22 protein-coding genes are annotated in these 26991 nt (G+C 59.0%); 11 read left to right on the top strand and 11 right to left on the bottom strand.

Annotation, left to right across the window (positions count from 1 at the left end):
* Position 1: 1 nt before the first annotated feature.
* The 5 genes from AC1DWM_RS01040 to tpx form a co-directional block, all read right to left on the bottom strand.
* Positions 2-1483: an efflux transporter outer membrane subunit gene (locus tag AC1DWM_RS01040; protein ID WP_477794450.1), complete on the bottom strand. Its 1482-nt coding sequence runs from the start codon at positions 1481-1483 to the stop codon at positions 2-4.
* Entirely contained in the window at positions 1480-4587 is a 3108-nt protein-coding gene (locus AC1DWM_RS01035; RefSeq protein WP_477794449.1) for an efflux RND transporter permease subunit, read from the bottom strand. Before AC1DWM_RS01035 ends, AC1DWM_RS01040 begins: the two co-directional genes overlap by 4 nt.
* Positions 4584-7688 (bottom strand): MdtB/MuxB family multidrug efflux RND transporter permease subunit, encoded by a 3105-nt coding sequence (locus tag AC1DWM_RS01030; RefSeq protein WP_477794448.1) that lies wholly within the window; start codon positions 7686-7688, stop codon positions 4584-4586. Before AC1DWM_RS01030 ends, AC1DWM_RS01035 begins: the two co-directional genes overlap by 4 nt.
* Positions 7685-9001 (bottom strand): MdtA/MuxA family multidrug efflux RND transporter periplasmic adaptor subunit, encoded by a 1317-nt coding sequence (locus AC1DWM_RS01025; RefSeq protein ID WP_477794447.1) that lies wholly within the window; start codon positions 8999-9001, stop codon positions 7685-7687. Before AC1DWM_RS01025 ends, AC1DWM_RS01030 begins: the two co-directional genes overlap by 4 nt.
* Positions 9002-9180: 179 nt before the next feature.
* Positions 9181-9681 carry a thiol peroxidase gene (gene tpx, locus AC1DWM_RS01020; protein WP_223520692.1) on the bottom strand — a complete coding sequence of 167 codons (501 nt, stop codon included), beginning with the start codon at positions 9679-9681 and terminating at the stop codon, positions 9181-9183.
* 196 nt (positions 9682-9877) lie between these two features.
* Between tpx and AC1DWM_RS01015 the strand changes: the two genes are divergently transcribed.
* Together AC1DWM_RS01015 and AC1DWM_RS01010 are read left to right on the top strand one after the other, a co-directional pair.
* Positions 9878-10303, top strand: a complete 426-nt coding sequence (locus AC1DWM_RS01015) for a YciI family protein (RefSeq protein WP_223520695.1) — start codon at positions 9878-9880, stop codon at positions 10301-10303.
* A gap of 217 nt (positions 10304-10520) precedes the next feature.
* Complete coding sequence (locus tag AC1DWM_RS01010; RefSeq protein ID WP_477794446.1) at positions 10521-12920, top strand: tetratricopeptide repeat protein; 2400 nt, start codon at positions 10521-10523, stop codon at positions 12918-12920.
* Positions 12921-12934: 14 nt separating this feature from the next.
* On the opposite strand, the gene AC1DWM_RS01005 is transcribed toward AC1DWM_RS01010, so the two are convergent.
* Both AC1DWM_RS01005 and AC1DWM_RS01000 read right to left on the bottom strand, forming a co-directional pair.
* Complete coding sequence (locus AC1DWM_RS01005; protein WP_477794445.1) at positions 12935-13414, bottom strand: DUF934 domain-containing protein; 480 nt, start codon at positions 13412-13414, stop codon at positions 12935-12937.
* Positions 13411-15084 carry a nitrite/sulfite reductase gene (locus AC1DWM_RS01000; RefSeq protein WP_223520727.1) on the bottom strand — a complete coding sequence of 558 codons (1674 nt, stop codon included), beginning with the start codon at positions 15082-15084 and terminating at the stop codon, positions 13411-13413. Before AC1DWM_RS01000 ends, AC1DWM_RS01005 begins: the two co-directional genes overlap by 4 nt.
* A 398-nt stretch (positions 15085-15482) precedes the next feature.
* On the opposite strand from AC1DWM_RS01000, the gene ccoN reads away from it, so the two are divergent.
* Together ccoN and AC1DWM_RS00990 are read left to right on the top strand one after the other, a co-directional pair.
* Positions 15483-16910 (top strand): cytochrome-c oxidase, cbb3-type subunit I, encoded by a 1428-nt coding sequence (gene ccoN / locus AC1DWM_RS00995; RefSeq protein ID WP_223520729.1) that lies wholly within the window; start codon positions 15483-15485, stop codon positions 16908-16910.
* A gap of 15 nt (positions 16911-16925) precedes the next feature.
* The gene (locus AC1DWM_RS00990) at positions 16926-17147 is read left to right on the top strand and encodes a cbb3-type cytochrome c oxidase subunit 3 (RefSeq protein ID WP_223520732.1); all 222 of its coding nucleotides are present in this window, start codon (positions 16926-16928) and stop codon (positions 17145-17147) included.
* Between the two features lie 134 nt (positions 17148-17281).
* Here the strand turns inward: AC1DWM_RS00990 and AC1DWM_RS00985 are convergent, their stop codons facing one another.
* The gene (locus AC1DWM_RS00985) at positions 17282-17791 is read right to left on the bottom strand and encodes a hypothetical protein (RefSeq protein ID WP_477794444.1); all 510 of its coding nucleotides are present in this window, start codon (positions 17789-17791) and stop codon (positions 17282-17284) included.
* Between the two features lie 255 nt (positions 17792-18046).
* Here AC1DWM_RS00985 and AC1DWM_RS00980 point away from each other — a divergent pair, with 255 nt between their 5' ends.
* The 3 genes from AC1DWM_RS00980 (at position 18047) to AC1DWM_RS00970 (ending at position 21226) form a co-directional block, all read left to right on the top strand.
* The gene (locus AC1DWM_RS00980) at positions 18047-19399 is read left to right on the top strand and encodes a hypothetical protein (RefSeq protein WP_223520736.1); all 1353 of its coding nucleotides are present in this window, start codon (positions 18047-18049) and stop codon (positions 19397-19399) included.
* A 98-nt stretch (positions 19400-19497) separates the two neighbouring features.
* Positions 19498-20433: a halovibrin HvnC gene (locus AC1DWM_RS00975; RefSeq protein WP_477794443.1), complete on the top strand. Its 936-nt coding sequence runs from the start codon at positions 19498-19500 to the stop codon at positions 20431-20433.
* A gap of 100 nt (positions 20434-20533) precedes the next feature.
* On the top strand, positions 20534-21226 hold the full coding sequence (locus AC1DWM_RS00970; protein WP_223520740.1) for an aspartate/glutamate racemase family protein: 693 nt from the start codon (positions 20534-20536) through the stop codon (positions 21224-21226).
* A gap of 1 nt (position 21227) precedes the next feature.
* On the opposite strand, the gene AC1DWM_RS00965 is transcribed toward AC1DWM_RS00970, so the two are convergent.
* The 3 genes from AC1DWM_RS00965 to AC1DWM_RS00955 all read right to left on the bottom strand — a co-directional run bounded on the left by AC1DWM_RS00965 (position 21228) and on the right by AC1DWM_RS00955 (position 23353).
* The gene (locus AC1DWM_RS00965; RefSeq protein ID WP_223520742.1) at positions 21228-21749 is read right to left on the bottom strand and encodes a GNAT family N-acetyltransferase; all 522 of its coding nucleotides are present in this window, start codon (positions 21747-21749) and stop codon (positions 21228-21230) included.
* 155 nt (positions 21750-21904) lie between these two features.
* Positions 21905-22825, bottom strand: coding sequence for a LysR substrate-binding domain-containing protein (locus AC1DWM_RS00960; RefSeq protein ID WP_477794442.1), 921 nt, complete (start codon positions 22823-22825; stop codon positions 21905-21907).
* A gap of 87 nt (positions 22826-22912) precedes the next feature.
* Positions 22913-23353, bottom strand: a complete 441-nt coding sequence (locus tag AC1DWM_RS00955; protein ID WP_223520745.1) for a carboxymuconolactone decarboxylase family protein — start codon at positions 23351-23353, stop codon at positions 22913-22915.
* Positions 23354-23558: 205 nt separating this feature from the next.
* On the opposite strand from AC1DWM_RS00955, the gene pdxR reads away from it, so the two are divergent.
* From pdxR to AC1DWM_RS00935, 4 genes are all read left to right on the top strand, one after another.
* On the top strand, positions 23559-24992 hold the full coding sequence (pdxR, locus tag AC1DWM_RS00950) for a MocR-like pyridoxine biosynthesis transcription factor PdxR (protein ID WP_477794441.1): 1434 nt from the start codon (positions 23559-23561) through the stop codon (positions 24990-24992).
* 123 nt (positions 24993-25115) lie between these two features.
* On the top strand, positions 25116-25409 hold the full coding sequence (locus AC1DWM_RS00945) for an antibiotic biosynthesis monooxygenase family protein (protein WP_223520749.1): 294 nt from the start codon (positions 25116-25118) through the stop codon (positions 25407-25409).
* A 118-nt stretch (positions 25410-25527) separates the two neighbouring features.
* On the top strand, positions 25528-25941 hold the full coding sequence (locus tag AC1DWM_RS00940; protein ID WP_223520751.1) for a cupin domain-containing protein: 414 nt from the start codon (positions 25528-25530) through the stop codon (positions 25939-25941).
* A 228-nt stretch (positions 25942-26169) separates the two neighbouring features.
* On the top strand, positions 26170-26880 hold the full coding sequence (locus AC1DWM_RS00935) for an ATPase (RefSeq protein ID WP_477794440.1): 711 nt from the start codon (positions 26170-26172) through the stop codon (positions 26878-26880).
* Positions 26881-26991: the final 111 nt, after the last annotated feature.

Here is a 26991-nt window from a genome sequence, read left to right as displayed (position 1 = left end):
GTTATTGGTTTTCGCTGACCTGCAACGCACCGTCCCATCCGCCGCCCAACGCGGCAATCAGCTGAACGCTGGCAATCAACCGGCTCTGCTGAAGATCCAGCACGCTGCGCTCGTTACTCAATGCCGTGGCTTGAACCACCACCACGTCCAGATACGCAATCAAACCGGCCTTGTACTGGTTTTGAGTCAGGCGCAACGAGATACGTGCCGCCTCCAGTGCTTCTTGGCGCACGCCGGCTTCATCTTCCAGCACCTTGAGCTGCACCAGGAAGTTTTCCACTTCGCGGAAACCGTCGAGCACGGTCTGGCGGTACTTGGCCACCGTCTCGTCGTAAGCCGCTTCGCTACGATCGACTTCTGCCGAACGCTGGCCGCCATCAAACAAGGTCATGGCCATTTGTGGCCCGACCGACCAGAAGCGGTTGGGCACGCTGATCCAGTTGGAATAGGTGCTGCTGCTATATCCGCCGTTCATGCTCAAGGTGAAATCCGGGTAGTAGGCGGCCTTGGCCACACCAATGTTGGCGTTGGCCGCGATCACCGAACGCTCGGCGGAAGCGATGTCAGGGCGACGTTCCAACAACTGCGAAGGCAATCCCACCGGCACCTCGGGCAACGTCGGGATGGTGTTGGTTTCCGCCAGGCTGAACTCGGCCGGGGGCAGCCCGATCAACACGGCGATGGCGTTCTCGAACTGTGCGCGCTGCCAGATCAGGTCAACCATGTCGGCTTGCGTGCTTTTGAGTTGGGTCTGCGCCTGCGCCACCGCGTCCCGCCCGGAAACACCGGCGCGGTATTGGTTTTCGGTCATGGTCAGCGAGCGCTGATAAGCCTCGACCGTCGCTTCCAGCAAGCGTTTCTGTCCGTCGATCACCCGCAACTGCAGGTAGTTCTGCACCAGTTCGGACTGCTGACTCAGGCGCATCGCGGCCAGGTCGGCAAAGCTTGCCTGGGCGTTGGCGGTGTCGGCTTCAAGGCCCCGGCGCAGTTTGCCCCACACGTCCGCTTCCCAGCTGACCCCGGCCTGGGCGGTGTAGGTGTCACGAATTCCGCTGGAGGAGCTGGTCAGGCTCGAGTTGCTGCTGCCGGTGCCCTGGCTGGAGCGGTTTTTGCCAACGGTCAGATCCACCGTCGGAAAAAACGCACCCCGCGCACTGCGCACCAGTGCTTGGGCCTGACGGTATTGCGCCTCGGACTGGGCCACGGTCTGGTTGGACCGGTTGAGTTGTTCGATCAGGCCATTGAGCTGCCGATCGCCATACAGCTCCCACCAGGCACCGCGCGCCAGGGAGTCGCTCGGGCTGGCCTGACGCCAGCCTGCCGCTTCCTTGTATTGCACCGGCGCGGCAGCTTGCGGGCGCTGATAGTCCGGGCCGACAGCGCAAGCGCTGAGCATCGCCACGCACAGCGCCAGGCTCAGCAGGCGCGAGCCTCGGGCGGCGGCCAGCGGGAAGGCCAGATGGATAAGCGAACGGTCAGTCATAGCGGAGTTTCCAAAGCAGCATCGGAACGCACACCACGCCATTTATTGAAGCGATGGCGCAGTTTGTCGAGATAAAGGTAAACCACCGGCGTGGTGTAAAGGGTCAACACCTGGCTGAAAATCAGCCCGCCGATGATGGTCAGGCCCAGTGGCTGGCGCATTTCCGCACCTTCGGCACGGCTCAGCAGCAACGGCAAGGCTCCGAGGATCGCCGCCAGGGTGGTCATCAGAATGGGGCGCAAACGTTGCAAACAGGCACTGCGAATCGACTCCAACGGCGCCAGGCCTTGATGGCGTTCGAGTTGCAGCGCGAGGTCGATCATCAGAATGGCGTTTTTCTTCACCACGCCGATCAGCAAGAACAGCCCGAGCAACGAGATCAGGCTGAACTCGCCGCCCAGCACATAGATCGACAGCAACGCACCGACCCCGGCCGATGGCAAAGTCGACAGAATGGTCAACGGATGGATGTAGCTTTCATACAGCACACCCAACACCAGATAAACCGCCAGCAGCGCGCCGAGAATCATCCATGGCTGGCTTTTTTGCATCGCGGCGAACGCATCGGCGGTGCCGGCCATTTTCGCGATCACCTCTTCGGGCAAACCGAGTTTGGCTATCGCCCGTTCGATGGCCGCTGTGCCCTGCTCCACCGTCACCCCTTCGGCCATGTCAAACGACAGGCTTTCGGAGGCAAACTGGCCTTCGTGGCTGACCCGATCGTTTTCCAGGCTGGCTTCGTAGTGCGCGATGGTCGACAACGGAATCCGCGCACCGTCGGCAGTGATCACTTGCACTTGCTTGAGCGTAACCGGGTCCTGGGCGTATTTCGGGTCGACTTCCATCACCACCTGATATTGGTTGAGGCTGTCGTAAATCGTCGAAATCTGCCGCTGGCTGTAGGCGTTGTTCAGCACCGAGGTGACCATGTCCATGTCCACACCCAGGCGTTTGGCCTGATCGCGATCGACAATCAGCGTCACCTGCTGGGCACCCCGACCTTCCCGGGCGTCAACCGCCGTCAACTCCGGCAACGCCTTGAGCGCGGCGACCACCTTCGGGTACCACTCACGCAACGCACCCAGGTCACCGCTTTGCAGGATGTAGGAATACTGCGACGAAGTCTGTTCGCGGCCGCCGCCAAATTGCAGGTCCTGGTCCGCCATCAACATCAGTTGTGCACCGGCAACCTTGGGCATTTCCTTGCGCAGGCGTTCGATGACTTTCTGCGCGGAAATGTTGCGTTGCTTGATCGGCTTCAGGCGCACCAGCATGAAGGCGTTGTTGGTGCCGTTGGTGCCGCCAATAAACCCCGCGACGCTTTCCACTGCGTCGTCCTTGAGCACGGCGCGGCGGAAGGTTTCCATTTTCGGTTGCATCACGTTGAACGACAGACCGTCGTCCCCGCGCACGAAACCAATCAGCTGACCGGTATCCTGTTGCGGTAAAAATGTTTTAGGAACAACTACATACAGCGCAATATTCACGCCAATCGTCACGAACAGGCTGAGCAAGGTCAGTCGACGGTGGCGCAACACCCAGTCGAGGCTGGTCGCGTACTTGCCGACCATCCATTCGTTGGCGCGCTGGCTCCAGCGCTGCAAGCGGTTTTCCTGACCCGGCGTATGCGGCTTCAGCCAACGGGCGCAGAGCATCGGCGTCAGGGTCAGCGAAACCACCAGCGACACCACAATGGACGCGGCCAGGGTGATGGAAAACTCGCGGAACAGGCTTTCAATGATCCCGCCCATGAACAGGATCGACAGGAACACCGCCACCAGCGAGACGTTCATCGAGAGCAAGGTAAAGCCGACTTCCTGAGCGCCGAGGTACGCGGCTTTCATTGGCGGCACGCCTTCGTCGATGTGCCTGGAAATGTTCTCCAGCACCACGATGGCGTCGTCCACCACCAGCCCGGTGGCGAGAATCAGCGCCATCAGCGACAGGTTATTCAGCGAGAACCCGTAGAGGTACATCACCGCAAAGGTGCCCACCAGCGACACCGGCACCGCCAGCGTCGGAATCAGCGACGCACGGAAGTTACCGAGGAACAGGAAAACCACCAGAATCACCAGCGTCACGGCGATCAGCAAGGTCATTTCCGCTTCGTGCAAGGTCGCCTTGATCACCGGCGAACGGTCCATTGCCAGGTTCAGCTTGACGCTGGCCGGCAGCACCGCCTGCAACGCCGGCAGCTGCGCCTTGATCTCATTGACCGTCTCGATGATGTTGGCGCCCGCCGCCCGGTTGATCACCAGCAACACCGCCGCGTCGTCGTTGAAGAAACCGCTGTTGTAACGGTCCTCGACGCCGTCGCTGACCTTGGCCACATCCTTGAGGCGCAGGGCTGCGCCGCCGTTGTAGTGGATGATCAGCGACTCGTAATCCTTGGCCTTTTCCAGTTGATCGTTGGCCTGGACCTGCCACAACCGCTCGCCGTCTTCGACCGAGCCCTTGGGCCGGCGCACGTTGGCATTGGCGATGGTGTTGCGCACATCGTCCAGGGCCACGCCGTACTGATTAAGTGCTTGCGGCTCAAGCTCGATACGCACCGCCGGCAACGAACTGCCGCCGATCTGCACTTCGCCCACGCCCTGCACTTGCGACAGGCTCTGGGACAGGATCGTCGAGGCCAGATCGTAGAGCTGGCCTTTTTCCAGCACGTCCGAGGTCAGCGATAACACCATGATCGGCGCTTGGGACGGGTTGACCTTTTTGTAGGTCGGCATGCTGCGCATCCCGCTCGGCAGCAGGTTGCGCGAGGCGTTGATAGCGGCTTGCACTTCCCGGGCGGCGCCGTTGATATCGCGATCGAGGTCAAATTGCAGGATCACCCGGGTCGAACCTTGGCTGGAGCGGCTGCTCATGGTGTTGACCCCGGCGATGGTGCCGAAGGATCGTTCCAGCGGTGTGGCCACGGTCGAGGCCATGACTTCCGGGCTCGCACCGGGCAGGCTGGCCTGGACCACGATCACCGGGAAATCCATCTGCGGCAATGGCGACACCGGCAACAGGCCGAAGCTCACGCCGCCCAGCAGCATGATCGCCAGGCTCAGTAACATCGTCGCGACCGGGCGCTTGATGAAAGGTCCGGACAGGTTCATGGCTGCTCTACCGCGTCCACGGCTTCAGACTTGTGGCCCCAGCGCCGACCGAGCCGGTCGAAGTACAAGTAGATGACGGGCGTGGTGAACAAGGTCAGCACCTGACTCACCAGCAAACCACCGACCATCACCAGCCCCAACGGCTGACGCAGTTCCGCGCCAGAACCGGTGGCCAGCATCAGCGGCACGGCGCCGAACAACGCGGCCAGGGTGGTCATCAGAATCGGCCGGAATCGCAACAGTGCCGCCTGATAGATCGCCGTTTCCGGGTCCACGCCCTGATTGCGCTCAGCGTCGAGGGCGAAGTCGATCATCATGATCGCGTTCTTTTTCACGATACCGATCAGCAAAATAATGCCGATAATCGCGATCATGCCCAGGTCATTGCCGCTCAGGATCAACGCCAGCAGCGCGCCGACCGCCGCCGAAGGCAAGGTCGATAGAATGGTGATCGGGTGGATGTAGCTCTCGTACAGCACGCCGAGCACGATATACATGGTGACCACCGCCGCCAGAATCAGCAGCAAGGTGCTCGACAGCGACGCCTGGAAAGCTTCGGCCGCGCCCTGGAACTGTGTCTGCACACCAATCGGCATGCCGATGTCTTTCTGCACCTGATCGATGATCTCGACCGCATGCCCCAGCGCCACACCCGGTGCCAGGTTGAAGGACATCATCACCGCCGGGAACTGGCCGATGTGGGTGATTGCCAGTTGCGCCTGACGCTCCTCCATGTGCGCCAGGCTCGACAGGCGCACTTGCCCGCCGTCGGTGGTTTTCACGTGAATCTGATTCAACGCATCCGGGCCGATCTTCTCCCCGGACTGCGATTGCAGGACCACTCGGTACTGGCTGGCCTGGGTGTAGATGGTCGAAATCTGCCGCTGACCGAACGCGTCGTACAGCGCATCGGTGATGTTTGACACCGACACCCCGACCCGTGAAGCGGCATCGCGGTCGATCACCAGATAGACCTGCAAACCCTTGTCCTGCAGATCGCTGGCAACATCGGTCAGTTCTGGCCGTTGGGCCAGCGCATCGACCAGACGATTGCTCCACAGGCTCAGCAGTTCGGCGTCTGGCGACGACATACTGAACTGGTATTGCGTGCGGCTGACACGGTCTTCGATGGTCAGGTCCTGCACCGGCTGCATGAACAGGCGGATGCCGACCAGCTTGTCCAGCTCCGGTTGCAAGCGGGCAATGACTTCGGTTGCGTTCAGGTCACGGTTGCTGTGGGACTTGAGGTTGATCAACAGGCGACCGCTGTTCAGCGTCGCGTTGTCACCGTCCACACCAATGTAGGACGACAGGCTTTCCACCGCCGGGTCGGCGAGGATAACCTTGGCCAACTCTTGCTGACGCTCGCTCATCGCCGCGAAGGAAATCGACTGCGGCGCCTCGGAAATTCCCTGGATCACCCCGGTGTCCTGCACCGGAAAGAAACCCTTGGGCACCGCCAGGTAAAGAACCACGGTCAACGCCAGCGTGCCGACGGCCACCAGCAACGTCAGCGGCTGGTGCTTGAGTACCCACTGCAATTTGCGCCCGTAGGCCGCGATCATCCAGTCAATCCACGCGCCGCTGGCCCGGTAGAAACGGCCCTGCTCTGCTGCCTTGGGTTCACGCTTGAGCAAACGCGCGCACATCATCGGCGTCAGCGTCAGGGACACCACCAGCGAAATCAGAATCGCCACCGCCAGCGTGATCGCGAACTCGCGGAACAAACGCCCGACCACGTCCGCCATGAACAGCAGCGGAATCAATACCGCGATCAGCGACAGGGTCAGGGAAATCAGAGTGAAACCGATCTGCTTGGCGCCCTTGAGCGCGGCATTCAACGGGCTGTCGCCCTCTTCGATAAACCGGGAAATGTTCTCCAGCATCACGATCGCATCGTCCACCACAAAACCGGTGGCGATAGTCAGGGCCATCAGGGTCAGGTTATTGACCGAGAAGCCGGCGAGGTACATCACGCCAAAGGTGCCGATCAACGACAGCGGCACGGCAACCGATGGAATGATCGTGGCGCTGGCGCGGCGCAGAAACAGGAACGTGACCATCACCACCAATGCGATGGCGATCAGCAATTCATGCTGCACGTCTTTGACCGAGGCGCGAATGGTTTGGGTGCGGTCGGTGAGTACCGTGACGTCTAGGCCGGCCGGCAGGTTGTCGGTGATGCTCGGCAGCAACGCCTTGATCCGGTCGACCACTTCAATGACGTTGGCACCCGGCTGACGCTGAATGTTCAGCAGCACCGCCTGGTTTTCATTGGCCCATGCCGCCAGACGTTCGTTTTCAGCGCCGTCGACGATTTGCGCGACATCCTTGAGGCGCAACGGCGCGCCGTTGGCGTATGCCAGGATCAGGTTGGCGTAGTCCTTGGGCGAAGTCAGTTGATCGTTTGCGTCGAGCATCGACACCCGGGTCGGGCCATCGAAGTTGCCTTTGGGCTGGTTGACGTTGGAGGCGCCGATCAGTGTGCGCACATCCGACAGGTTCAGGCCATTGGCCGCCAGGGCCTCGGGATTGACCTTGATCCGCACCGCCTGACGCTGGCCACCGGCAATGCTGACCATGCCAACGCCGCTGATCTGGGCGATTTTCTGCGCCATGCGCGTGTCGACCAGGTCATTGAGTTTGGGCAGCAACATGGTTTTCGAGGTAATCGCCAGGGTCAGCACCGGGGTGTCCGCCGGGTTGACCTTGTTGTACACCGGCGGCGCCGGCAAGTCCTTGGGCAGCAAGTTGGTCGCTGCGTTGATCGCGGCTTGCACCTGCTGCTCGGCGACGTCCATGTTGATGTCGAGGCTGAAGCGCAGGGTCAGCACCGACGCGCCGCCCGAACTGGTCGACGCCATCTGGGTCAGGCCGGGCATCTGCCCGAACTGACGCTCCAGTGGCGCGGTGACCGCGCTGGTCATGACATCCGGGCTGGCGCCGGGATAGAGCGTCATGACGCGAATCGTCGGGTAATCGACCTGAGGCAACGCCGACACCGGCAGCAACCGATAGGCGATCAAACCGGCCAGCACAATGGCCAGCATGCTCAGGGTCGTGGCGACCGGGCGAAGGATGAACAGCCGCGAGATGTTCATGCGCCGCCCTTTTTCGCCTTGTCGGCGGCCGCCGGCTCCGATGCATCCGCTGCCGGTTTACCTTGCAGGTGCCCGGTCGGGGTAGTCGGCACGTCCTGGGGGGCATTGACCACTTCGACTTCGCTGCCCTCCTTCAAGCGGTCAGTGCCTTCCAGCACCACACGGTCCCCGGGGGCCAGGCCTTCGGTGACCACGGTGTTGAGCCCGTCGCTGGCGCCGACTTTCAACTGACGGATGGTGACCTTCTTGTCGCCGTCCAGCGCATAGACGAAGGTGCCGTTGGTGCCGAACTGAATGGCCGCCGACGGCGCGAGCACCACGCCCTTGAGGGTGTCAGCCAGTAAGTGAACGTTGACGAACTGATTGGGGAACAGCGTTTGATCGCGGTTCTCGTAGCGCGCCTTGAATTTCAGGGTGCCGGTGGTGACGTCGATCTGGTTGTCCAGGCTCTGCAACACGCCGGTGGCCTGCAATTTGGTGTCGCTACGGTCCCAGGCTTCGGCGGGCAGTTTAGCGCCGGTCCGATAGCGGGCCAGCACCACGTCGAGGCTGTTTTCCGGCAAGGTGAAGGCCACGCTGATCGGCTGGGTCTGGGTGATGATTGCCAGCGCTGTGGTGTCGTTGGCGGCGACCAGGTTGCCGACGTCGAGTTGACGCAGGCCGACACGCCCGGTAATCGGCGCGCGGATCTTGGTGAATTCGAGATTGAGCTTGGCGTCGTTGACTGCCGCCTGATTGGTCTTGACGGTGCCCAGGTACTGACCGACCAAGGCTTCGGCGGTGTCCAGGGTTTGCTTGGCGATACTGTCCTCTTTGTACAGCCCGCGATAACGCTCGACATCGACCTGGGCATTTTTCAGTTGCGCCTGATTCTGCAGCAAGGTGCCTTCAGCCTGGAGCAAGGCGTTCTGGTACGGACGCGGGTCGATTTCAGCCAGCAGATCGCCAGCCTTGACCATCTGCCCTTCTTCAAAGGAAATCTTGATCAGTTCACCGCCGACACGGCTGCGCACATTAATGGTGTTCAGTGCGGTGACGGTCCCGAGCGCCTTGTAGTACAGAGGGAAGTCCCCCTTGACCGCAGGCGCCACGCGCACGGGCACCGGGCCGGTCGCCCCGCCGAAACCCGGGCGCATCCCCCCCGTCTTGCCGCTACGCCCGGCCACGGCTTTCTGCCCTGCACCCTCCGTGTGAGCAGCACCGGTGGGCCAGTATTTCCAGCACACGCCAGCGATGACCAACAGGACAAGCAGGCCGAGAAGCCAGCGACGAGGACTACGAGAAGCGGAGGATTGCATTGAATGATCAACCATTGGGCGCGTGGGCTTGTTTTACATGTGGCTGAACGATAAGCACTGGCGGGCATTAAGCAAAGCGGCTTTACCGGCAATTTACCTTCGGCTTACGTATCAGGAATTTTGTCTAAGACACTGAAGCACAAATGAAAACGGCCTGGACAGGGCCAGGCCGTTAACAATTGTAAAGGCTGCGCTTATTTCAGAACGGCGAGCGCTGCTTCGTAGTTCGGCTCTTCAGCGATTTCCTTGACCAGTTCGCTGTGCAGCACGTTGTCGTTTTCGTCCAGCACCACGACAGCACGGGCGGTCAGGCCTTTGAGCGGGCCGTCAGCGATGGCAACGCCGTAGTTCTCGATAAACTCGGCGCCGCGCAGGGTCGACAGGTTCTGCACGTTTTCCAGGCCTTCGGCACCGCAGAAGCGTGCTTGGGCGAACGGCAGATCAGCGGAGATGCACAGCACAACCGTGTTGGCGACATCGTTGGCCTGGGCGTTGAACGTGCGAACCGAGGTCGCGCAGGTCGGGGTGTCAATGCTTGGGAAGATGTTCAGCACTTTGCGCTTGCCGGCGAAGTTCGCCAGGGTCACGTCGGACAGATTGCCGGCAACCAGGGAAAAGGCTGGCGCCTTGGAGCCGGCTTGAGGCAATTGGCCATTGACTTGAACCGGGTTGCCTTTAAGAGTGACTTGAGCCATGAACGGAGTCCTTCTGAACGTTGATGTAAAGAATCTCGAAGAGGTCAAAGTTAAAAAGTTAAATACAGACCGCTATCGCGAGCAGGCTCGCTCCCACAGGGTTTGCGCTGCTCAAAAATCTTTGAAGTGCTGTCGATTTGGCTTGTCGCCATTCGACCATGTAGTGAATCCCCTCACCTCCAGCGGAGATAACACCATGCGATTCATGATCATTGTCAAAGCCAGCCAGGATTCCGAAGCCGGCGTGATGCCCAGCAACGAACTGCTGACCGCCATGGGCAACTACAACGAAGAACTGGTCAAAGCCGGCATCATGATCGAAGGCGAAGGCCTGCACCCCAGCAGCAAAGGTGCACGCGTGCGCTTTTCAGGGGACAAACGTACCGTCATCGACGGCCCGTTTGCCGAAACCAAAGAGCTGATTGCCGGTTACTGGATATGGCAGGTGAAGTCGAAACAGGAAGCGATCGACTGGGTCAAGCGATGCCCCAACCCGATGCCGGGCACCGAGGCCGAGATCGAGATTCGTCAGGTGTTTGAGGCAGAGGATTTCGGTGCCGAGTTCACACCGGAATTGCGCGAGCAGGAAGATCGGATTCGCGCACAGGCAAAAAAACACTAAGCACTTTCAATGTGGGAGCGGGCTTGCCCGCGAAGGGGTCATCAGTTCCATAACCGGTGATCCCGCCGATAGCCATTTCGCGAAAAAAACCACAAAACTCATCTAACGCCGCAGACCATTTCACAACGTCATTTGACAGATGCCCGGCATCCGTCAAAGCTGCACTCAGATTGATCGCGCGCCTTAAGGCAAACGCACCTGGACTACGGAAGTCGCAATGCCGAAGCATAAAAACAACTCAGCAAACCGTGATTCGCAACCGAACCTGATCAATCGTTACCTTTTTCCTGTGACCATCAGTGCATTGCTGTTGGCGGTCATTGCTATCGGCTGGTTTCTGTTCAGCAGTACACCGGCACCGCTGAAACCCGTGCCCGTCAACGCCCCTGCCGCGCAACCGGCCAAACCTCAACCGGTCACGATGGCGCCGGCGAAGATGGTCGATGAGCAACAATGCCAGGGCTGCCACAGCGAGCAGGTCAAGGACTGGCAAGGTTCCCATCACCAATTGGCGATGCAAGAAGCCAATGCCGAGACGATGCTCGGTGACTTCAATAACGTCACCTTCAAAGCCGAAAACGAAACCACCRTTTTCTCGCGCAAGGGCGACGCTTTCTGGGTCAACACACCGGGCATCGACGGCAAGAACGCCGACTTCAAGGTGGCTTATACCTTCGGCATCGCGCCGTTGCAGCAATACCTGATCGAGGTCGGCGAAGGTCGCTTGCAACCTTTGGGCGTGGCCTGGGATACCGAAAAACACCGCTGGTTCCACCTCTACGCGGGCCAGGGCGTGAACTTCAAGAACCCGTTGCACTGGAGCAAGCCAAGCCAGAACGCCAACTTCATGTGCGTCGAGTGCCATACCACGGGCTACAAACGCAATTACGATGCTGCCAAAAACACCTTTGACAGCCAATGGAACAGCCTCGGTGTCGGCTGCCAGGCGTGCCACGGCCCGGCTTCCAATCACCTGGAATGGACGGCGAAAAAAGGTGATTTGATTCATGCCGGTTTTGCCATCGACCTCAAGGACAAGAACGCGACTGTCGAACTCGAGACCTGTGCCCGCTGCCATTCGCGCCGTGCACCGCTGAGCGATGGCTACACCCCCGGCAAACGCCTGATGGATGACTACTTGCCAAGCGCCCTGACCCGCGAGTTGTATGCGCTGGACGGCAAGATCAAGGACGAAGTGTTTGAACACGGCTCCTTCGCCCAAAGCAAAATGTTCGACAAAGGTGTGCGCTGCAGCAACTGCCATAACCCGCACAGCAACGAGCTCAAGGCGCCGGGCAACGGCGTTTGCCTGCAATGCCACAACACGGCGGGCAAAACTTCGGTGGAAGGCGTCAATGGCAAAGGCCTGCAAGCGAAAAACTACGACGCCATCGAACACACTCGCCACACCATGGGCCAACCGGGTTCGCAGTGCGTGGATTGCCATATGCCCGGCAAGTTCTACATGGGCAACGACTTCCGGCATGACCACAGTTTCAGTATTCCCAACCCGGAGCGGGCGAAAAAACTCGGCACACCGGACGCCTGTCTCACCTGCCACCAGGGCAAGGACGGCGACAAGGTCACCGAGCAGTTCAAACTGTGGAACAGCGAGCCCACCGCACAGGCCGCGCGTTATGACGAAAGCCTGTGGCTGGTTCGAAACGGCCAACCCGGTGCGGCACAAGCCTTGTACGAGCAGCTGCAACGCAGCAATTTGCCGGCGATTCAGCGGGCAACCTTGCTGGCCGAGTTGGCGCTGTACCCGAGTGAGCAGGCGTTGAAACTGGCCACCAAGGACTTGGGCAACCCGGCGCCACAGGTGCGTGAAAGTGCCGTGAGGGCCATCAGCGCGCTCCTGCCGCCACCCGAGCGTGTGCCGCTGTTGACGCCGTTGCTGGCCGACCCGGTAATGGCTGTGCGGATCGCCGCGGCCCGGGATCTGCTGAGTGTCGCCGGCACGGGCTTGGGCAGCGCCCAGGCGAGCTGGAATGCGGCCATCGCCGAGTACGAAGCGGCACAGATGAGCCTGCTGGAACGGGCCGAAGCCAACCTCAACCTGGCCATGTTCTATCAGGCCAGTGGCCGTAATGACGAGGTCGAAAAGTACCTGCGCACGGCCCTCAAGCGCGACCCGGATTTCTACCCGGCGCTGGTGTCGCTGGTGCAATGGCTGGAAGCCAATGGCCAACGCCAGGAGGCACAGGCGCTGCTGGCACAAGGTTTGAAAGACCACCCGGACGCCGCGCTGTTGCAGTACACCCAGGGCTTGTCGCTGGTACGTGCGGGCAAATCGGACCAGGCCATGTCGGCATTACGCAAAGCTGCGCAGCTGGAACCGCAAAACGGCCAGTACAGCTACGTGCTGGCGGTGGCGTTGCATGACAGCGGCAAAGTTGAAGAGGCCTGCGAAGTGCTGGAGCAGTTGCTCAAAGTGCAGCCGGTCAACCGCAATGCGCGGCTGACGTTGATCCAGTACTACCTGGGCAATGGGCAGGAACCGAAAGCGCAGGTGCTGCTGCAGGGCTGGAAGAAAGGAAGAAATTGCCGGCGATTGATGCCGCCATCGCGAGCAAGCTCGGCTCCTACAGGGGATTGGGCAGCGCCTAAACGGTGATGTGACGCGTGTATTCAGCGTCGTCTGAACAACGGCCGCGGCTCGATCACCGAACGCCCATACAAGACGCTCATCCCTGCCAACCCCTTCAACGCATCTTCAGCAGATTTGTCCTCGCGCACCGCAAAGCTGTCGAAACCGCATTGGCGCATGTGGCTGAGTTGATCGCGCAGCACATCACCGACCGCGCGCAGTTCACCCGTCCAGCCCAGTCGAGTGCGCAGCAAGTACGCCTGACTGTAGGCGCGACCATCACGAAAACTCGGGAAATCCAGGGCAATCAACGACAGTGTTGGCAACCACGGCTTGAGGCTTTCCACCTCATCGTCCGGGCCTAGCCACACCGCATGCCGTGCAGGATTTTGCAGCCAGCGGGCCAGCGGCACAATCAGAGAACTGGCGGGCAACTCATCTTCCTCGTTCCTGACCAGCCGCCACGGATCATCGGTAACAATCCACGCCACCCCCTGCTCCAGCGCCAGCACATTGTTCATGCCGACACCTCCAGCACCTGCGGATACACCTGTTCCTTGAACGGTTCCAGACCAATGCGTTGCAAGGTGTCGACGAACAGTTCTTCGCTCTCGCGGTAGCTGACGAAGGTCTGAACGATTTGCTCGATAACGCCGGGCACTTCGGCGGCGCTGAAAGACGGACCGATAACCTTGCCCAGTGCACTGTTCTTGCCCTGGCTGCCGCCGAGGGTGATCTGGTACCACTCGCTGCCGTTTTTATCGACACCCAGAATGCCGATGTTGCCAATGTGGTGATGACCACAGGCATTCATGCAGCCCGATATGTTCAGGCTGATGTCGCCCAGGTCGTGGAGGTAATCCAGATCTTCGAAACGTGCTTGAATGGCGTGGGCTATCGGGATCGACTTGGCGTTGGCCAGTGCGCAAAAGTCGCCACCGGGGCACGCGATGATGTCGGTGAGTAAACCAACGTTGGCGCAGCCCAGACCTTGCTCACACGCCAGGCACCACAACGCGTAGAGATCGGCCTTGGGCACGTCCGGCAGCACGATGTTCTGTTCATGGGCGATTCGAATCTCACCAAAACCAAACTGCTCGGACCACTCGGCCACGGCCATCATTTGATCGGCCGTTACATCGCCCGGTGGCGAGGCAATGCCCGGTTTGGTCGACAGCACCACACTGGTGTAACCCGCCACCTTGTGCGGCTGAACGTTCCGCGCAACCCAACGGGCGAAAGCCGGGTTGTCTGTCAGGCGTGTGCCAAACGCCAGGTCGGTGTCGGACAGTGAACGGTAATCGGGCGGCACAAAGGCACTGGCAACGCGCTCATATTCGACTTCGGTCAACTGCGCCGGGCCGTCCTTGAGGTGTTGCCATTCTTCCTCCACTTCCTTGGCGAAGGCTTCGATACCCAAAGCTCTGACCAGAATCTTGATTCGCGCCTTGTACTTGTTGTCCCGTCGACCGTGGCGGTTGTAGACCCGCAGCACCGCCTCGACGTAAGACAGCAAATGTTGCCACGGCAAGCCCTCGCGAATCTGCAAACCGAGGATCGGCGTGCGCCCCAGGCCGCCACCGACGATCACCCGCAACAGCATCTGCCCAAGGTCATCGCGATAAAGGTACAAACCGATGTCATGCATCATGATCGCTGCGCGGTCCTGTTTCGCCGAGCAGATGGCGATTTTGAACTTGCGTGGCAGGAACAGGAACTCCGGGTTGATGGTCGACCACTGTCGCAGGATTTCGGCGAGCGGGCGCGGGTCCAGCAGTTCGTCCGCCGCGACACCGGCGAACGCTTCCGTGGTGATGTTGCGCACGCAGTTACCAGAGGTCTGGATCGCGTGCATCTCGACCTCGGCCAGGCGTTCGAGGATGTCCGGCACCTGAGCCAGTTCGATCCAGTTGAACTGCATGTTCTGCCGCGTGGTGAAGTGACCATAGCCACGGTCGTAGTCCCGCGCGATGCTGGCCAGCGTGCGCATTTGCGTGGCGCTCAACGTGCCATAGGGAATCGCCACGCGCAGCATGTAGGCGTGTTTTTGCAGGTACAGGCCGTTCTGCAATCGCAACGGCAGAAACTCTTCGTCGCTCAACTCGCCTGCCAGGAAACGTTCGACCTGATCGCGAAACTGCGCAACCCGCTCGAAGACCAGGGCCCGGTCATAGTCATCGTACTGATACATGTGGCTACCTCATCAGGATGGATCGCACGCTCTGCCCCTGTAGCAGCTGTCGAGCACCGCGAGGCAGCGTTCGGCTGCGAAGCAGTCGTCAACCCTGTGTTCCCCGGTTCATCCGACTCACCGTGTCGCTTGATTTCACGACTGCTTCGCAGCCGAACGCTGCCTCGCGGTGCTCGATAGCTGCTACAGGGGGTTGGCGGTGCTTGTGAGGGGGACTATGGACCTGCGGCGCAGCGCGTTACAGATTCACCTGCGCGCTAAAAAACCGTATCAGGATGTGGCAGATGGCCGCAGGGTTGCCTCAAATCTGATCCGCATAAATGAAGTTTTCCTGAGTCTGTTTTGTTTTCGACGGGGTTTCTACAGTGCAAGACTTTGCAACCGTGGAAGCATTGACCATGAGCACAGCAACAATCGGACAGGCCTATAACTACAAGGTCGTCCGCCAATTCGTCGTGGCAACCATTGTCTGGGGTGTCGTGGGGATGGCGATGGGGGTGTGGATCGCCTCGCAACTGGTATGGCCCGAAATGAACCTCGACTTGCCGTGGACCACGTTCGGCCGCTTGCGCCCGTTGCACACCAGCCTGGTGATTTTCGGCTTTGCCGGCAGCGCGCAGTTCGCTGCCAGTTACTACGCCGTGCAGCGCACCTGCCAGGTGCGGCTGTACTCCGACACTCTGGCCGCGTTTACCTTTTGGGGCTGGCAATCGGTAATTGTGATCATGCTGATCACCCTGCCGCTGGGATACACCACCACCAAGGAATACGCCGAAATCGAATTCACCGGCGCGGTGTGGATGACGGTGGTCTGGGTCGCGTACGCCATTGTGTTCTTCACCACCGTGGTGCAACGCAAGACCAAACACATTTACGTCGGTAACTGGTTCTTCGGCGCGTTCATCGTCGTGATCGCAATGCTGCACGTGGTCAATCACCTGTCGATCCCGGTGGGCTGGTTCAAGTCCTATCCGGTGTATTCCGGAGCAACCGACGCCATGGTCCAGTGGTGGTACGGGCACAACGCGGTCGGTTTCTTCCTGACCACCGGATTCCTCGGAATGATGTATTACTTTGTGCCGAAACAGGTCGGACGACCGGTGTATTCCTATCGCCTGTCCATCGTGCATTTTTGGGCGTTGATTACCCTGTACATCTGGGCCGGCCCGCACCACCTGCATTACACCGCGTTGCCAGACTGGGCACAGTCACTGGGCATGGCGATGTCGCTGATCCTGCTCGCGCCGAGCTGGGGCGGAATGATCAACGGGATGATGACGCTCTCGGGGGCCTGGCATAAGTTGCGCACCGACCCGATCCTGAGGTTTTTGGTGTTGTCGCTGGCCTTCTATGGGATGTCGACGTTCGAAGGGCCGATGATGGCGATCAAGACGGTCAACGCCCTCTCCCACTACACCGACTGGACTATCGGCCATGTGCACGCCGGCGCGTTGGGCTGGGTGGCGATGATCACGTTCGGAGCGGTCTACCACATGGTGCCAAAAGTCTTTGGCCGCGAGCAGATGCACAGCATCGGCCTGATCAACGCACATTTCTGGCTGGCGACCATTGGCACGGTGTTGTACATCGCCTCGATGTGGGTCAACGGCATCACTCAGGGCCTGATGTGGCGCGCAATCAACGATGACGGCACGCTGACGTATTCGTTCGTTGAAGCCTTGCAGGCCAGCCATCCGGGGTATGTGGTGCGCTTTGCCGGCGGGGTGTTCTTCCTCAGTGGCATGTTGTTGATGGCCTACAACACCTGGCGCACGGTGAGGGTTGCGGACGTGGCGATGGCTGAACGTGAAGTGCAGATTGCCTGAGGCAAGGAGCCTGGAATGTTTGAAATGCTATTGAATGTGATGGCTGTGTCGGGATTTTGGCTGGGGGTTGAATATTGCCTGAAGCGGCAGACAACGGTGAGTCTGGAGGATGCCAGTTTGATTCCGTTTGCGGATGACCCCGAGGTGGCGCGGCGGGTCGAACTGGCCACCGGGAAAACGGTAAAAGCAGTGGCGCCGGAAGAGGTCAAACCGGGTTGGGGCAACCTCGACATCTGACCCACCACCTATCCAATAATGTAGGAGCCGAGCTTGCTCCGGGCGGCGTTCCGACGAAAGCGGTGTGTCAGTCACCATTGATGTTGAATGACACACCGCTTCGCGAGCAAGCTCGGCTCCTACAGGGTTTTGGGTCAATCCGGGAGAACCTGGCCGCGATCGCGGGGGATCAGGCTTTGCAACTGCTGCGCCAGAAAGTTCGCATCGAACGCGAAGGTGTCCGGGTCTTTCAAGCCATTGGTCTTGCGCCACTGCCAGCTACTCGACGGCGGCAGGCAAACCAGCGAAACGCTGCCATAGCGCGCGGCCGTCAGCCCCATCACCGCCAATGAAATCTGACCGCCCGCGCCCATCACGTCCGGCACGAACTCCACTGGCTTGCCAGCAATCATAATGGACAGTTTCTCGGTCTTGAACGTCGACGTTTCGACCGGCACGCTCGGCCCTGAAGCGACATACGCCTCGCGGCTCACCTCCAGCAGATTCGGCGCCTGGACCGGTTCCAGCCAGTGCTGGATCTGATCGAACAGCTGACTGATACGCGTTGCCCACACGGCCGATTGCGACTCGAACGTTTGCTTCTTGTGCGCTTCGCTTTCTGCGTAGTGGCGAAGCATCTCGCCCAGTTGTTGTACGTCGTCCATTGCGGTGTTCCTTTCGTTGGAGCGGTGCTGCGGACTTTCATCATGGCAGATGACGGCCGCCGACGTACGACAAAGCTGCCAGGTGGCTGCGCCCATTGAAAGGCGAGTGAAAACGACGAGTGGTTACCTTTTAGGGGGCAATTCCCTTCGACCTGTCAGATGTGACAGTAGCCGACACTCACCTATCAGGTGTCTGATGATCAGGCAGTCGACGTAACGAGAAAGCCCACTGCCGTCAGCAAAGGACCGCACTTCATGAGTAGCCAGATTTTAAAGATAGAAAAAGTAACCATACTGCCGTGGGCGACGCCGGTCATTCATGCGGGCAATCCCGAGGGTGGCATACGGCTTTCCGACGCTGAAGCAGTGGTCGATCCTTGGCTCAACATGAGTGAGTTCGATACTGCAGAGTTGCTGCTGAATAACGAATCCACACCCGTTGCCGACAAAACCATTAAGTCGGGTGAAGAAAACAAAAGGTTCTCACTGTTTCTACCAGTCGCCCGCTTGCAGGACGGTATCAACCGGATCCGTTTGAGGGTCAAACGGATCAGTCAGGACCCGGAAACCTCGGAGGACCTGGTCGTTCTCTTCAACACGCCTCGCTCCGGTGGCGAAGTGACGGGGACCGGGGACAATCCCAACCTGATCATGACACTTCCCGCGGATGTCATCGCCAAAGGTCTGGATGCCAATCGCGTTGCCGAAGGGGTAGAGGTCAAACTGAATTACGTTTACATGCGAGCGCACGACAAAATCACGCTCGATTGTGATGGCCACACGGTCCTTCATACAGTGACAGCGGCACAAGCCGCTGCCGGCACAATCGTGTTGAAGCTTTTTGCAGAGGCGTTCAAAACTGATAATTCTCAATTTCCAATGCGCTTCCGAGTCGTGGATCAAATCGGAAATTCATCAGGACCGCAGGCGATCTGGTCACCCACCACTCACATAGACGTGCACATCCGACAACCGGTTCTGGATCTGAAACCGCCCAGAGTGCTGGAAGCCAAGGAACAGAACGGCACCGTATTAAACTTTGAAAAAGACTTCTATGAGGCCCCGTTTGCAACGGTCGAAGTCGATTTCCCAGGTTCGGCTCGCGGACAAACCGTCAAAGTCTATTGGCTCGGCCGCAACTCGACCTATGGCAGTGAGATTCAAACGGTCTCCTATGTGGGTCAGACGCTGATCTTTCGAGTCCCCAGGCTGGAAGTTGTTGATTGCATCAGCACCCGTGCGCAGATCAGTTACACCGTCCGGTTACCGGGCACCACTGAGGACCTGCCATCCAAAACGCTGGGCATTCAAATCACCGGGCAGAAACACCATCTTCCAGAACCCACTCTGTCCACGGATAAACTTAATCTCAGGACTTATTACCCGGCGTTGGAGGGGAGTTATAAAGTGCGCCTCGCGCTGTTCGGACGAGTGACTCGATATGGTGAAGAAGTCACTATTACACAACCCTCTTATACCAATCTTCCGGTCTTACAGGCATGGCTAACGGAGAATCGTGGGTTTGACGTGATATTCAATTACACCCTGAGAAAAACAGACACCAATGACCCCATAATTTTTTCATGGTGTTTAAGAGTCGCTTTATAGCCGAGTGGCTATTACGGCAGATTTAGTCAGGTTCACCGAACCCCAAAACAGATCACTCAACCAAGGTCACTACCCGCCAATCGACAGGGAGTTTTGTCATGCGAAAATTAATTGGATTTTTTCTATTCGCATTGGTCGCGGGTTGCAGCCAAATCGATCACCCCCAAACCGATGTAGTCGGTGGGCTCAGCGGGGGAAATACTCAAAATGGGCCCGCTATTGCGAATCAACTAACGACGCTTTATGGCAGAACAGTAGCAAACTGCAACAACTCCAACTCTCAACCTGCTTTCCTGTGTGCCGGCGTCACATTGAGAGTGACGGTAAAAGACCCCGCCAATACCTATAAAGTCTGGGACCCAAGCCCTACATCCATTAAAAGCGGCGGTGTTTCCTTTTCTTATCTACGGGCCGATGCGAATTTTGGTCGATTGGCATGGGGCTATGGCAACGGTTATATCCTGTACCCCATATTCGAGGCACCGACTGACAAAACAGATCTGGACTATCTGTGTTCTTACCCCATGGATGGATGGACGTGGCACCGAAGTGAAACATCCGTCTGCGTTCCCCATCGCGACTATCCTGCTCAGAGTCAACTTTGCCAGAACGCGGGCGTGACCACTGCCGAACAATGGCTGGCCGTCTGGAATATACCGGGCGGCAATCCGAATCTGCGGCAATGCGGTTTCGACATTACCGATGATCGCAATGCCTTGGCAGGCCCGGCATTTTATCAATCCCTTCGGGCAAAAACCCTATTGGGTACTCAGGGGTTCAACGGGCATAACGAAGTCATCATCAAAACCTGGACATCCGGGCGCCCCAATACGCTTCCGATCATGGCGTTCTTTTACGTTTACGGCGGTACAGACCCGCAACCACTCGCCGACGCGCAATACAACCAACGGGATTTCTACAACTCGACCAACCCCAAAATTGTGGTCCCCATTATCCGCCTGACCCCCGCGAATAGCCCCACGGGGACAGCCACCTTTCATTATGTCGCAGCGGATCAGGCAGTGACGCAATGAACGATCCAGTGCATTTATCACTGGCACGCTTGGCGAAAGAATTCGAAACTCTCCTGCCCGCCTGCAACGTCAATACAGGCGATAACAAAGGGAGTGTTCCATGCGCACCATCGGCCTTATCGGCGGCATGAGCTGGGAGTCCAGCGCCGAGTACTATCGCCTCATCAACCAGCAGGTTCGTGACCGGCTCGGGCCGTTGCGTTCGGCGCAGTTGCTCATGTTCAGTGTCGACTTCGGGCCTGTCGAACAAGCCCAGCATGCCGGGCGTTGGGACGATGCGGCGGCGATTCTGGTGAATGCGGCGCGACGACTGGAAGCTGGCGGCGCCGAGTGTGTGGTGCTGTGTACCAACACCATGCACAAGGTGGCCGGGCAGATTCAGGCTGCGATCACTATTCCGTTCCTGCACATCGCCGACCCAACCGGCCAGGCAGCCGTGGATGCCGGTGCGTTGAAGGTGGGTTTGCTCGGAACCGCGTTCACCATGGAACAGGATTTTCTCAAGGATCGCCTGAGCACGATGGGGTTGACCGTGTTGGTGCCTGAAGCCGAGGAACGCCAGGCGGTGCACCGGATCATCTACGACGAGTTGTGCGTCGGGGTAATCAGCGAGGCGTCGCGCAAGGTCTATCAGCAGGTGATCGAGTCGCTGGCCCAGCGAGGCGCCCAGGCGATCATCCTTGGCTGCACGGAAATCGGCCTGCTGATCAAACCCGAACACAGCGCCCTGCCCTTGCTCGACACCACCGAACTGCATGCGCAGGCGGCGGTGGCGTTCGCACTGGGCGACTGAGTCAATCGGCGTTAAGCGTGTGACGCAGACGCGCCATGCTCAAGGCATCGACCAGTCGGCCGTCACGCACGGCGTAATCGCGAAACAGGCCTTCGGTCTCGAAACCGAATTTTCGGTAGAGACCGATGGCCGCTTCGTTGTCGGCGTACACCGAGAGCTCCACACGTTGCAGGTTCATCCAGTTGTCGGCGATGTCCAGCGCCGCCGCCAGCAATGTCGAACCCACGCCTTTGCCCTGCCACGCCACCGCGACGCCCATGCCAAGGTTGCCGGCATGGCTGCGGCGGATCCGCGAGAACTGCTCCAGGCCAATGTTGCCGATGACCGTGCCCTGATGCAGGGCGACCAGTTGCACCACGTGTTCGTTATCCGCTGCCAGGCGTTTGCGCCAGACTTCGGTGGACTGAAACGGCATTTGCAGCACCTGACGGGTAATCGCCGGGTCGTTGTAGAGCGCCGTGATGCCATCGATGTGGGATTCGTTGAAACGTTCGAGGGTGATGACGGGGTCAGTGGCGGGCATGGGTGATTCATCCTTGATGCACATATGGTCGCTCACTCTACAACGCTATCTCCTGTAGGAGTGAGCCTGCTCGCGATAGCGGTGTATCAGTCGACATCTATTTTGAATGTCAGTCCGCTATCGCGAGCAGGCTCGCTCCTACAGTTTGACCGCGTTCAGCTCTCGAACCACTCCCGGCGTTCATTGAAGGTGTTATGGATTAGCTCAACGATCATCTGCACACCGGCCTGCCCTTGTGATTCGGCATTCACTGCCATCCACACCTGACGTTGCATCGGCTGGTCGAACAGTCCGGGCAACGCAATCAGCCCTCGGTCGAATTGGCTCATGTAACGCGGTAACAGCCCGATGCAGGCGCTGCAACGGATCATCTCCAGCATTAGCGCATAGGAGTGCAATTGCACCACGCCGGCCAAACGCTGATCCACCACGCTATTCCACGTCCGAAAGCTCTCGACCTGACGATCATGCTGCCATTGCACCAACATGAAGTCGGCCAGGTCGTCGAGGCTGTCTGGCCGGGCCGCGACTCGCGAATAGCGCTTGGCGATGTGCGGCAGATACTCCAGACGTGCCAGGCGTTGCGGTTCGCTCACTGCAAAACTCGGCCCCGGCAGTGGCGAATCAGTGCCGGCCAGCCACAGCACTACATCGGCGCTGATCGCTTGCAGGCTCAGCTCACTGTCGAGAGTAATGATGTCCAGCCGCACGCTGGCATTGCGGCGCAACAACGCGATCAGGTCACGACCGAAAATGTCGTGCAGGATCGACTCGGCCACCGCCAGGCGAATCAGCGGTTGCTCAATCACCGGCGCATCGCGCTCATGGGCCAACGCGATCAGTTGCGCCTGAAGCGCCAACCCTTCACGACTCAGGGCCAGGCCATTGTCCTGATGATTGAACAGCGAACATTGCAATTGCGCCTCGAGCTGCGCCAAGTGTTTGCGTAACTGCGTGGATTTGAGATTGAGGCTGCGAGCGGCCTGCATGAAGCTCCCGCAACGGGCGCTCACCCGGAAGGACTGCGCCAGCACCGGATCGATACCGGCAGCGCAAGTGGATTCCATGAATGACATCAATGACTCCTTGTCGATCTGTCCTTGAAACCCTCATCCTGCGCAGTGTTTATGAACCTGACGTGACACTGGGCGCGGATAATCGATTCAGCCGCCAGGGGTTTGCCGAAAACTCACCGCCAGTCGATTCCAGCTGTTGATGGTGGTCACGGCAATCGTCAAATCGACCAGCTCCGCTTCACTGAATTGCTCCCGGGCCAGTGCGAACACGTCATCCGGCACGTGGCTTTCGGCAAGCAGCGTCACGGCTTCGGTCCAGGCCAGCGCAGCGCGCTCGCGCGGGTTGAAAAAGCCGCTGTCGCGCCACACGACGATCGAGTAAAGGCGCCGATCGGTCTCGCCGAGGCGCCGTGCGTCCACCGAATGCATGTCGGTGCAGAAAGCGCAGCCATTGAGCTGCGAGGCGCGGATCTTGATCAGGTGCAGCAGCGCGGGCTCGATACTGAGGTTGCTGGTCAAGGCCTCCATGGCAATCATCGCTTTCATCGCTTTGGGCGAAGCGCTGTAGTAATCCAGGCGGGAACTCATGGGGCGACCTCAGGGATCGAATAGTGACCTCCACGTTAGGCGGTGATGCACGTACGTTACAGTGCCAATTCAACGAAAAAGCCCGGGACCATTCGGCAACAGACCAATCTGAGGTTTTTGGCCCACGCAACTTCTGCACAGCCACTCATGCGGGTAATCTGGCGCGACGCACATGCGCCTCAACCGTTGCAGGAGCCTCGCCGGTATGGAACTTCATGTTGTCATCAACGGCCGCAAGGACCTGGCAGGCCAGTTGTACAACCAACTGCGCAGCGCCATCGAATCCGGGCGCCTGGCCGCCGGGACACAGCTGCCGCCCAGCCGCTTGCTGGCCGAACAACTGGGAATTTCGCGCAAGACCATTTCCGACACGTACTCGCAACTGACCTACGAAAACTTCCTCATTGGTGTGATCGGCAAAGGCACCTACGTGAATGCCCGGCCGTCCAAAATCACCCGTAAACAAAGCCATTCCGAGCTGGCGAGTTTTGAGGTCATCGAATCCTGGCGCAATCTGCCGGTGTTCCTGCGTCATCCGACACTGGAAGGGTCGTTGCGCTATGACTTCATTGGCGGCGCCGTCAGCAGGGGCCAATTCCCGCAGGATGACTGGCGTCGCTGCACGTCCCACGCCTTGCGCCAGATGGCGGGCTCAAAAGGCCTCTACAGCCTGCCCGAAGGCCTGCCGGCGCTGCGCAATGCCATCGCCCGGCATATCGCGTTTTCCCGCGGGGTCATTTGCCAGGACGAGGACGTGGTGGTGTGCAATGGCGCGCAACAGGCACTGGACCTGATTTCCCGAGTGATGACCCGCCCCGGCAGCATTGTCGCCATGGAAGACCCCGGCTACCCGCCGGCACACCTGTTGTTTGGTTCGCACGGCGCCACGGTGATCGGTGTACCGGTGGATGCCGAAGGCATTCAGGTAGACCAAATCCCCCTCGGCACGCGGCTGATTTACGTCACACCGTCCCATCAGTTCCCGCTCGGCCTGCCGATGAGCCAGGAACGCCGGGTAGCGCTGCTGGAACGGGCTTATGAACTGGGCGCAATCATCATCGAGGACGATTACGACAGCGAATTTCGCTACGAGGGCCGCCCTGCCGATTCGCTGCAAAGCATGGATGAGCGCGGGGTCGTCGCGTACGTCGGGACTTTCTCGAAAACCTTGCTGCCGGAGTTGCGCCTCGGCTATGCGATTTTGCCCCCGGCGATTCTCGAAGCGGTGATCCGCGCCAAGCAACTCACCGACCTGCACACCTCCACACTGCCACAGTGGGCGCTGGCCAAATTCATCGCCGAAGGCTGCCTGCTCAAGCACATCCGCCGCTGCCACACGATCTATGCCGGGCGTCGCGAACGGATTCTGGCGCGCATGGCGGGCGACCTTTCGCCATGGTTCGAGCCGGTGCCCACCACGGCCGGGTTCCACCTGGTAGTGATGTGCAAAGTGCCTATCGATCTCCCATTGGTAATCGAGTTGGCCAAAAAGGTGGAGGTCGGGCTCTATTCCATCGAAGCCTTTTACTTCCAGCAAGCGCCGCAGGCCGGGCTGTTGCTGGGTTTTGGCGCCATTGAAACCCTGGACATCGACACCGCTCTGGACCGTATGCGCGACATTCTGCAGCAGGTGGCCTGACGGATTGGTCTGCGGCTTTACCGGGCGTTTGGCTATTGGCGGTCCGGGGAAGCAGGCCTATCCTGCCTAAGCGTTATCCCTCAATGAGCAGGATTCGTCCGGCCTGATTCAGGAGCGTGAGCAATGTCCAACGAAGTGATTAATACCGTACAGGTGCAGGCTGCCCCCGGCCGCTCGGATGAACTGGGTAAGCAACTGCAAAAGATTGTCGAAACCCTGCGCGAACTACCGGGCTGCGACTCCTATATGGTCGACCGTTGCCCCGAGGACACCAACCGCTGGACCGTCAGCGCCCACTGGCAATCGGAAGCGGCCATGCGGCAGCATTTCAATTGCCCTGAGGTCCAGGGCTTTATCGGCCTGATCGACAATCAATTGGCGAATGCTGTGGATTTCAACAGCTTCCCGATCCGCTAAAACGCCCAACATTGCGGTGTAGGATTGGTCCCCCAAGCTTCCCGAATATTGGCTGTTTGATTGCCCTACCCTGCGGACTATCGTTGCTCCTGACGATAACCACCGCAGGTAATGACCCATGAAAACGTTGCGTTTCCTTGCTGCCCCGCTCGCTGCCCTCGCCCTGACCATTTCGGCTGCTGCCATTGCTCACGAAGGCCCTTCTGAAAAGGTCACGGTGCTGCAGGATCAGATGCTGAAAAATGTGCCCGGCAAAAAGGCGTTGATGATCGAAGTCGATTACGAGCCCGGGCAATCGTCCATTGCCCACAAACACGAAGGCACCGCCATGGCCTACGTGATATCCGGGGAGATTATTTCCCAGGTCAAAGGTGAACAACCCGTCACTTACAAGGCCGGCCAATACTGGTATGAACCGGCGGGATCGGAACACTTGGTGTCAAAAAACGCCAGTGCCACCCAGCCTGCCAAACTGCTGGTGTTTATGGTGTTGTCTCCGGATGAAAAAGTGTTGATCCCATTGGAAAACTGATACCTGTACGTACAGCTATAAATAAAACGGCTCGAACTTCGATTTCGGGCCTCTTTATTTCTCTACGCAATCAACCGCCACTGTTTAAACCCAATAAAACTATTCACCTCCCGAGAAGCGCGCATTTTTGCCATTTAATTCAGCAAAGACAGGTTTAGTCTGGATTTACCGCTGGAGAACACCGGCACACTAACTTTCCGACACAAGATGTTTCACGGGAGTAACACCATGAAACTTGCGCTTGCCAGTACCCTGACGATGACCGTTGTTTTAACAGGCTGCTCGATCCCCACCGCGCCGAGCGCTGTATCTTCTCTGGAGGGCATCTTTACCGAGCCCGTTGGCCGCAGCAATGCCACGCTCATTCCGAATGGCAGTAACGTCTCGCTGGGCATTGTCTACAGTCAAAACACCCAAACCAATCGCGCCTACCTCCAGGACTATCGAGCCAACGCTGGCACCGGTTTCGGCCAGAGCCTGTTGGTTCAGTCGATTCATGACGCCTTCGTGACAACCTCCAACCCCGACCTCGCCGTGGATTGGGTCAAAGCATCGTTGCAGCGCCAGTTCGGCTCGGTCACGGTGTACCCGGACATGCAAAGCCTCAAGGCTGCGAAACCGGATGTGACCGCCATTGTCGACAGCCGCAGCCAATTGATGACCTCGCGCAGTTCGGATTTAGAGGCACACGTCAGTGCAGATTTCTATGACGCCAACTTGAATTACATTGGCACCGCACAAGGGCATGACGCCAAAACGGTGAGCCCTCTTTGGGCGGACTTTGAACCGAGCCCAAAGATAGTGGCGGATATTAACGAGCAACAGAATGTGCAAGTTCGGGCGCTGCAGAAGTTTGACCAGTCGCTCAGCAATTTATTGACCAAGCCGGCAGACAAAGTAGCGATGATTGATAATAAAACCAGCGGAAAGTTGTATTAAGGCTAATGGCCCCATCGCGGGCAAGTCGGATCGCCGCACCGCCGTTCCTACAGTTGGAACACATCCCACTGTAGGAACGGCGGTGCGGCGATCCGACTTGCCCGCGATGGG

It is taken from the genome of Pseudomonas sp. P4_C8, assembly GCF_056401975.1.
This window is presented reverse-complemented; position numbering and strand designations above follow the sequence as displayed.

What these genes read in the sequence shown, in the direction of transcription:
- AC1DWM_RS01040 (WP_477794450.1), bottom strand. Translation starts at nt 1,483, where the DNA reads ATGACTGACCGTTCGCTTATCCATCTGGCCTTCCCGCTGGCCGCCGCC.
- AC1DWM_RS01035 (WP_477794449.1), bottom strand. Translation starts at nt 4,587, where the DNA reads ATGAACCTGTCCGGACCTTTCATCAAGCGCCCGGTCGCGACGATGTTA.
- AC1DWM_RS01030 (WP_477794448.1), bottom strand. Translation starts at nt 7,688, where the DNA reads ATGAACATCTCGCGGCTGTTCATCCTTCGCCCGGTCGCCACGACCCTG.
- AC1DWM_RS01025 (WP_477794447.1), bottom strand. Translation starts at nt 9,001, where the DNA reads ATGGTTGATCATTCAATGCAATCCTCCGCTTCTCGTAGTCCTCGTCGC.
- tpx (WP_223520692.1), bottom strand. Translation starts at nt 9,681, where the DNA reads ATGGCTCAAGTCACTCTTAAAGGCAACCCGGTTCAAGTCAATGGCCAA.
- AC1DWM_RS01015 (WP_223520695.1), top strand. Translation starts at nt 9,878, where the DNA reads ATGCGATTCATGATCATTGTCAAAGCCAGCCAGGATTCCGAAGCCGGC.
- AC1DWM_RS01005 (WP_477794445.1), bottom strand. Translation starts at nt 13,414, where the DNA reads ATGAACAATGTGCTGGCGCTGGAGCAGGGGGTGGCGTGGATTGTTACC.
- AC1DWM_RS01000 (WP_223520727.1), bottom strand. Translation starts at nt 15,084, where the DNA reads ATGTATCAGTACGATGACTATGACCGGGCCCTGGTCTTCGAGCGGGTT.
- ccoN (WP_223520729.1), top strand. Translation starts at nt 15,483, where the DNA reads ATGAGCACAGCAACAATCGGACAGGCCTATAACTACAAGGTCGTCCGC.
- AC1DWM_RS00990 (WP_223520732.1), top strand. Translation starts at nt 16,926, where the DNA reads ATGTTTGAAATGCTATTGAATGTGATGGCTGTGTCGGGATTTTGGCTG.
- AC1DWM_RS00985 (WP_477794444.1), bottom strand. Translation starts at nt 17,791, where the DNA reads ATGGACGACGTACAACAACTGGGCGAGATGCTTCGCCACTACGCAGAA.
- AC1DWM_RS00980 (WP_223520736.1), top strand. Translation starts at nt 18,047, where the DNA reads ATGAGTAGCCAGATTTTAAAGATAGAAAAAGTAACCATACTGCCGTGG.
- AC1DWM_RS00975 (WP_477794443.1), top strand. Translation starts at nt 19,498, where the DNA reads ATGCGAAAATTAATTGGATTTTTTCTATTCGCATTGGTCGCGGGTTGC.
- AC1DWM_RS00970 (WP_223520740.1), top strand. Translation starts at nt 20,534, where the DNA reads ATGCGCACCATCGGCCTTATCGGCGGCATGAGCTGGGAGTCCAGCGCC.
- AC1DWM_RS00965 (WP_223520742.1), bottom strand. Translation starts at nt 21,749, where the DNA reads ATGCCCGCCACTGACCCCGTCATCACCCTCGAACGTTTCAACGAATCC.
- AC1DWM_RS00960 (WP_477794442.1), bottom strand. Translation starts at nt 22,825, where the DNA reads ATGTCATTCATGGAATCCACTTGCGCTGCCGGTATCGATCCGGTGCTG.
- AC1DWM_RS00955 (WP_223520745.1), bottom strand. Translation starts at nt 23,353, where the DNA reads ATGAGTTCCCGCCTGGATTACTACAGCGCTTCGCCCAAAGCGATGAAA.
- pdxR (WP_477794441.1), top strand. Translation starts at nt 23,559, where the DNA reads ATGGAACTTCATGTTGTCATCAACGGCCGCAAGGACCTGGCAGGCCAG.
- AC1DWM_RS00945 (WP_223520749.1), top strand. Translation starts at nt 25,116, where the DNA reads ATGTCCAACGAAGTGATTAATACCGTACAGGTGCAGGCTGCCCCCGGC.
- AC1DWM_RS00940 (WP_223520751.1), top strand. Translation starts at nt 25,528, where the DNA reads ATGAAAACGTTGCGTTTCCTTGCTGCCCCGCTCGCTGCCCTCGCCCTG.
- AC1DWM_RS00935 (WP_477794440.1), top strand. Translation starts at nt 26,170, where the DNA reads ATGAAACTTGCGCTTGCCAGTACCCTGACGATGACCGTTGTTTTAACA.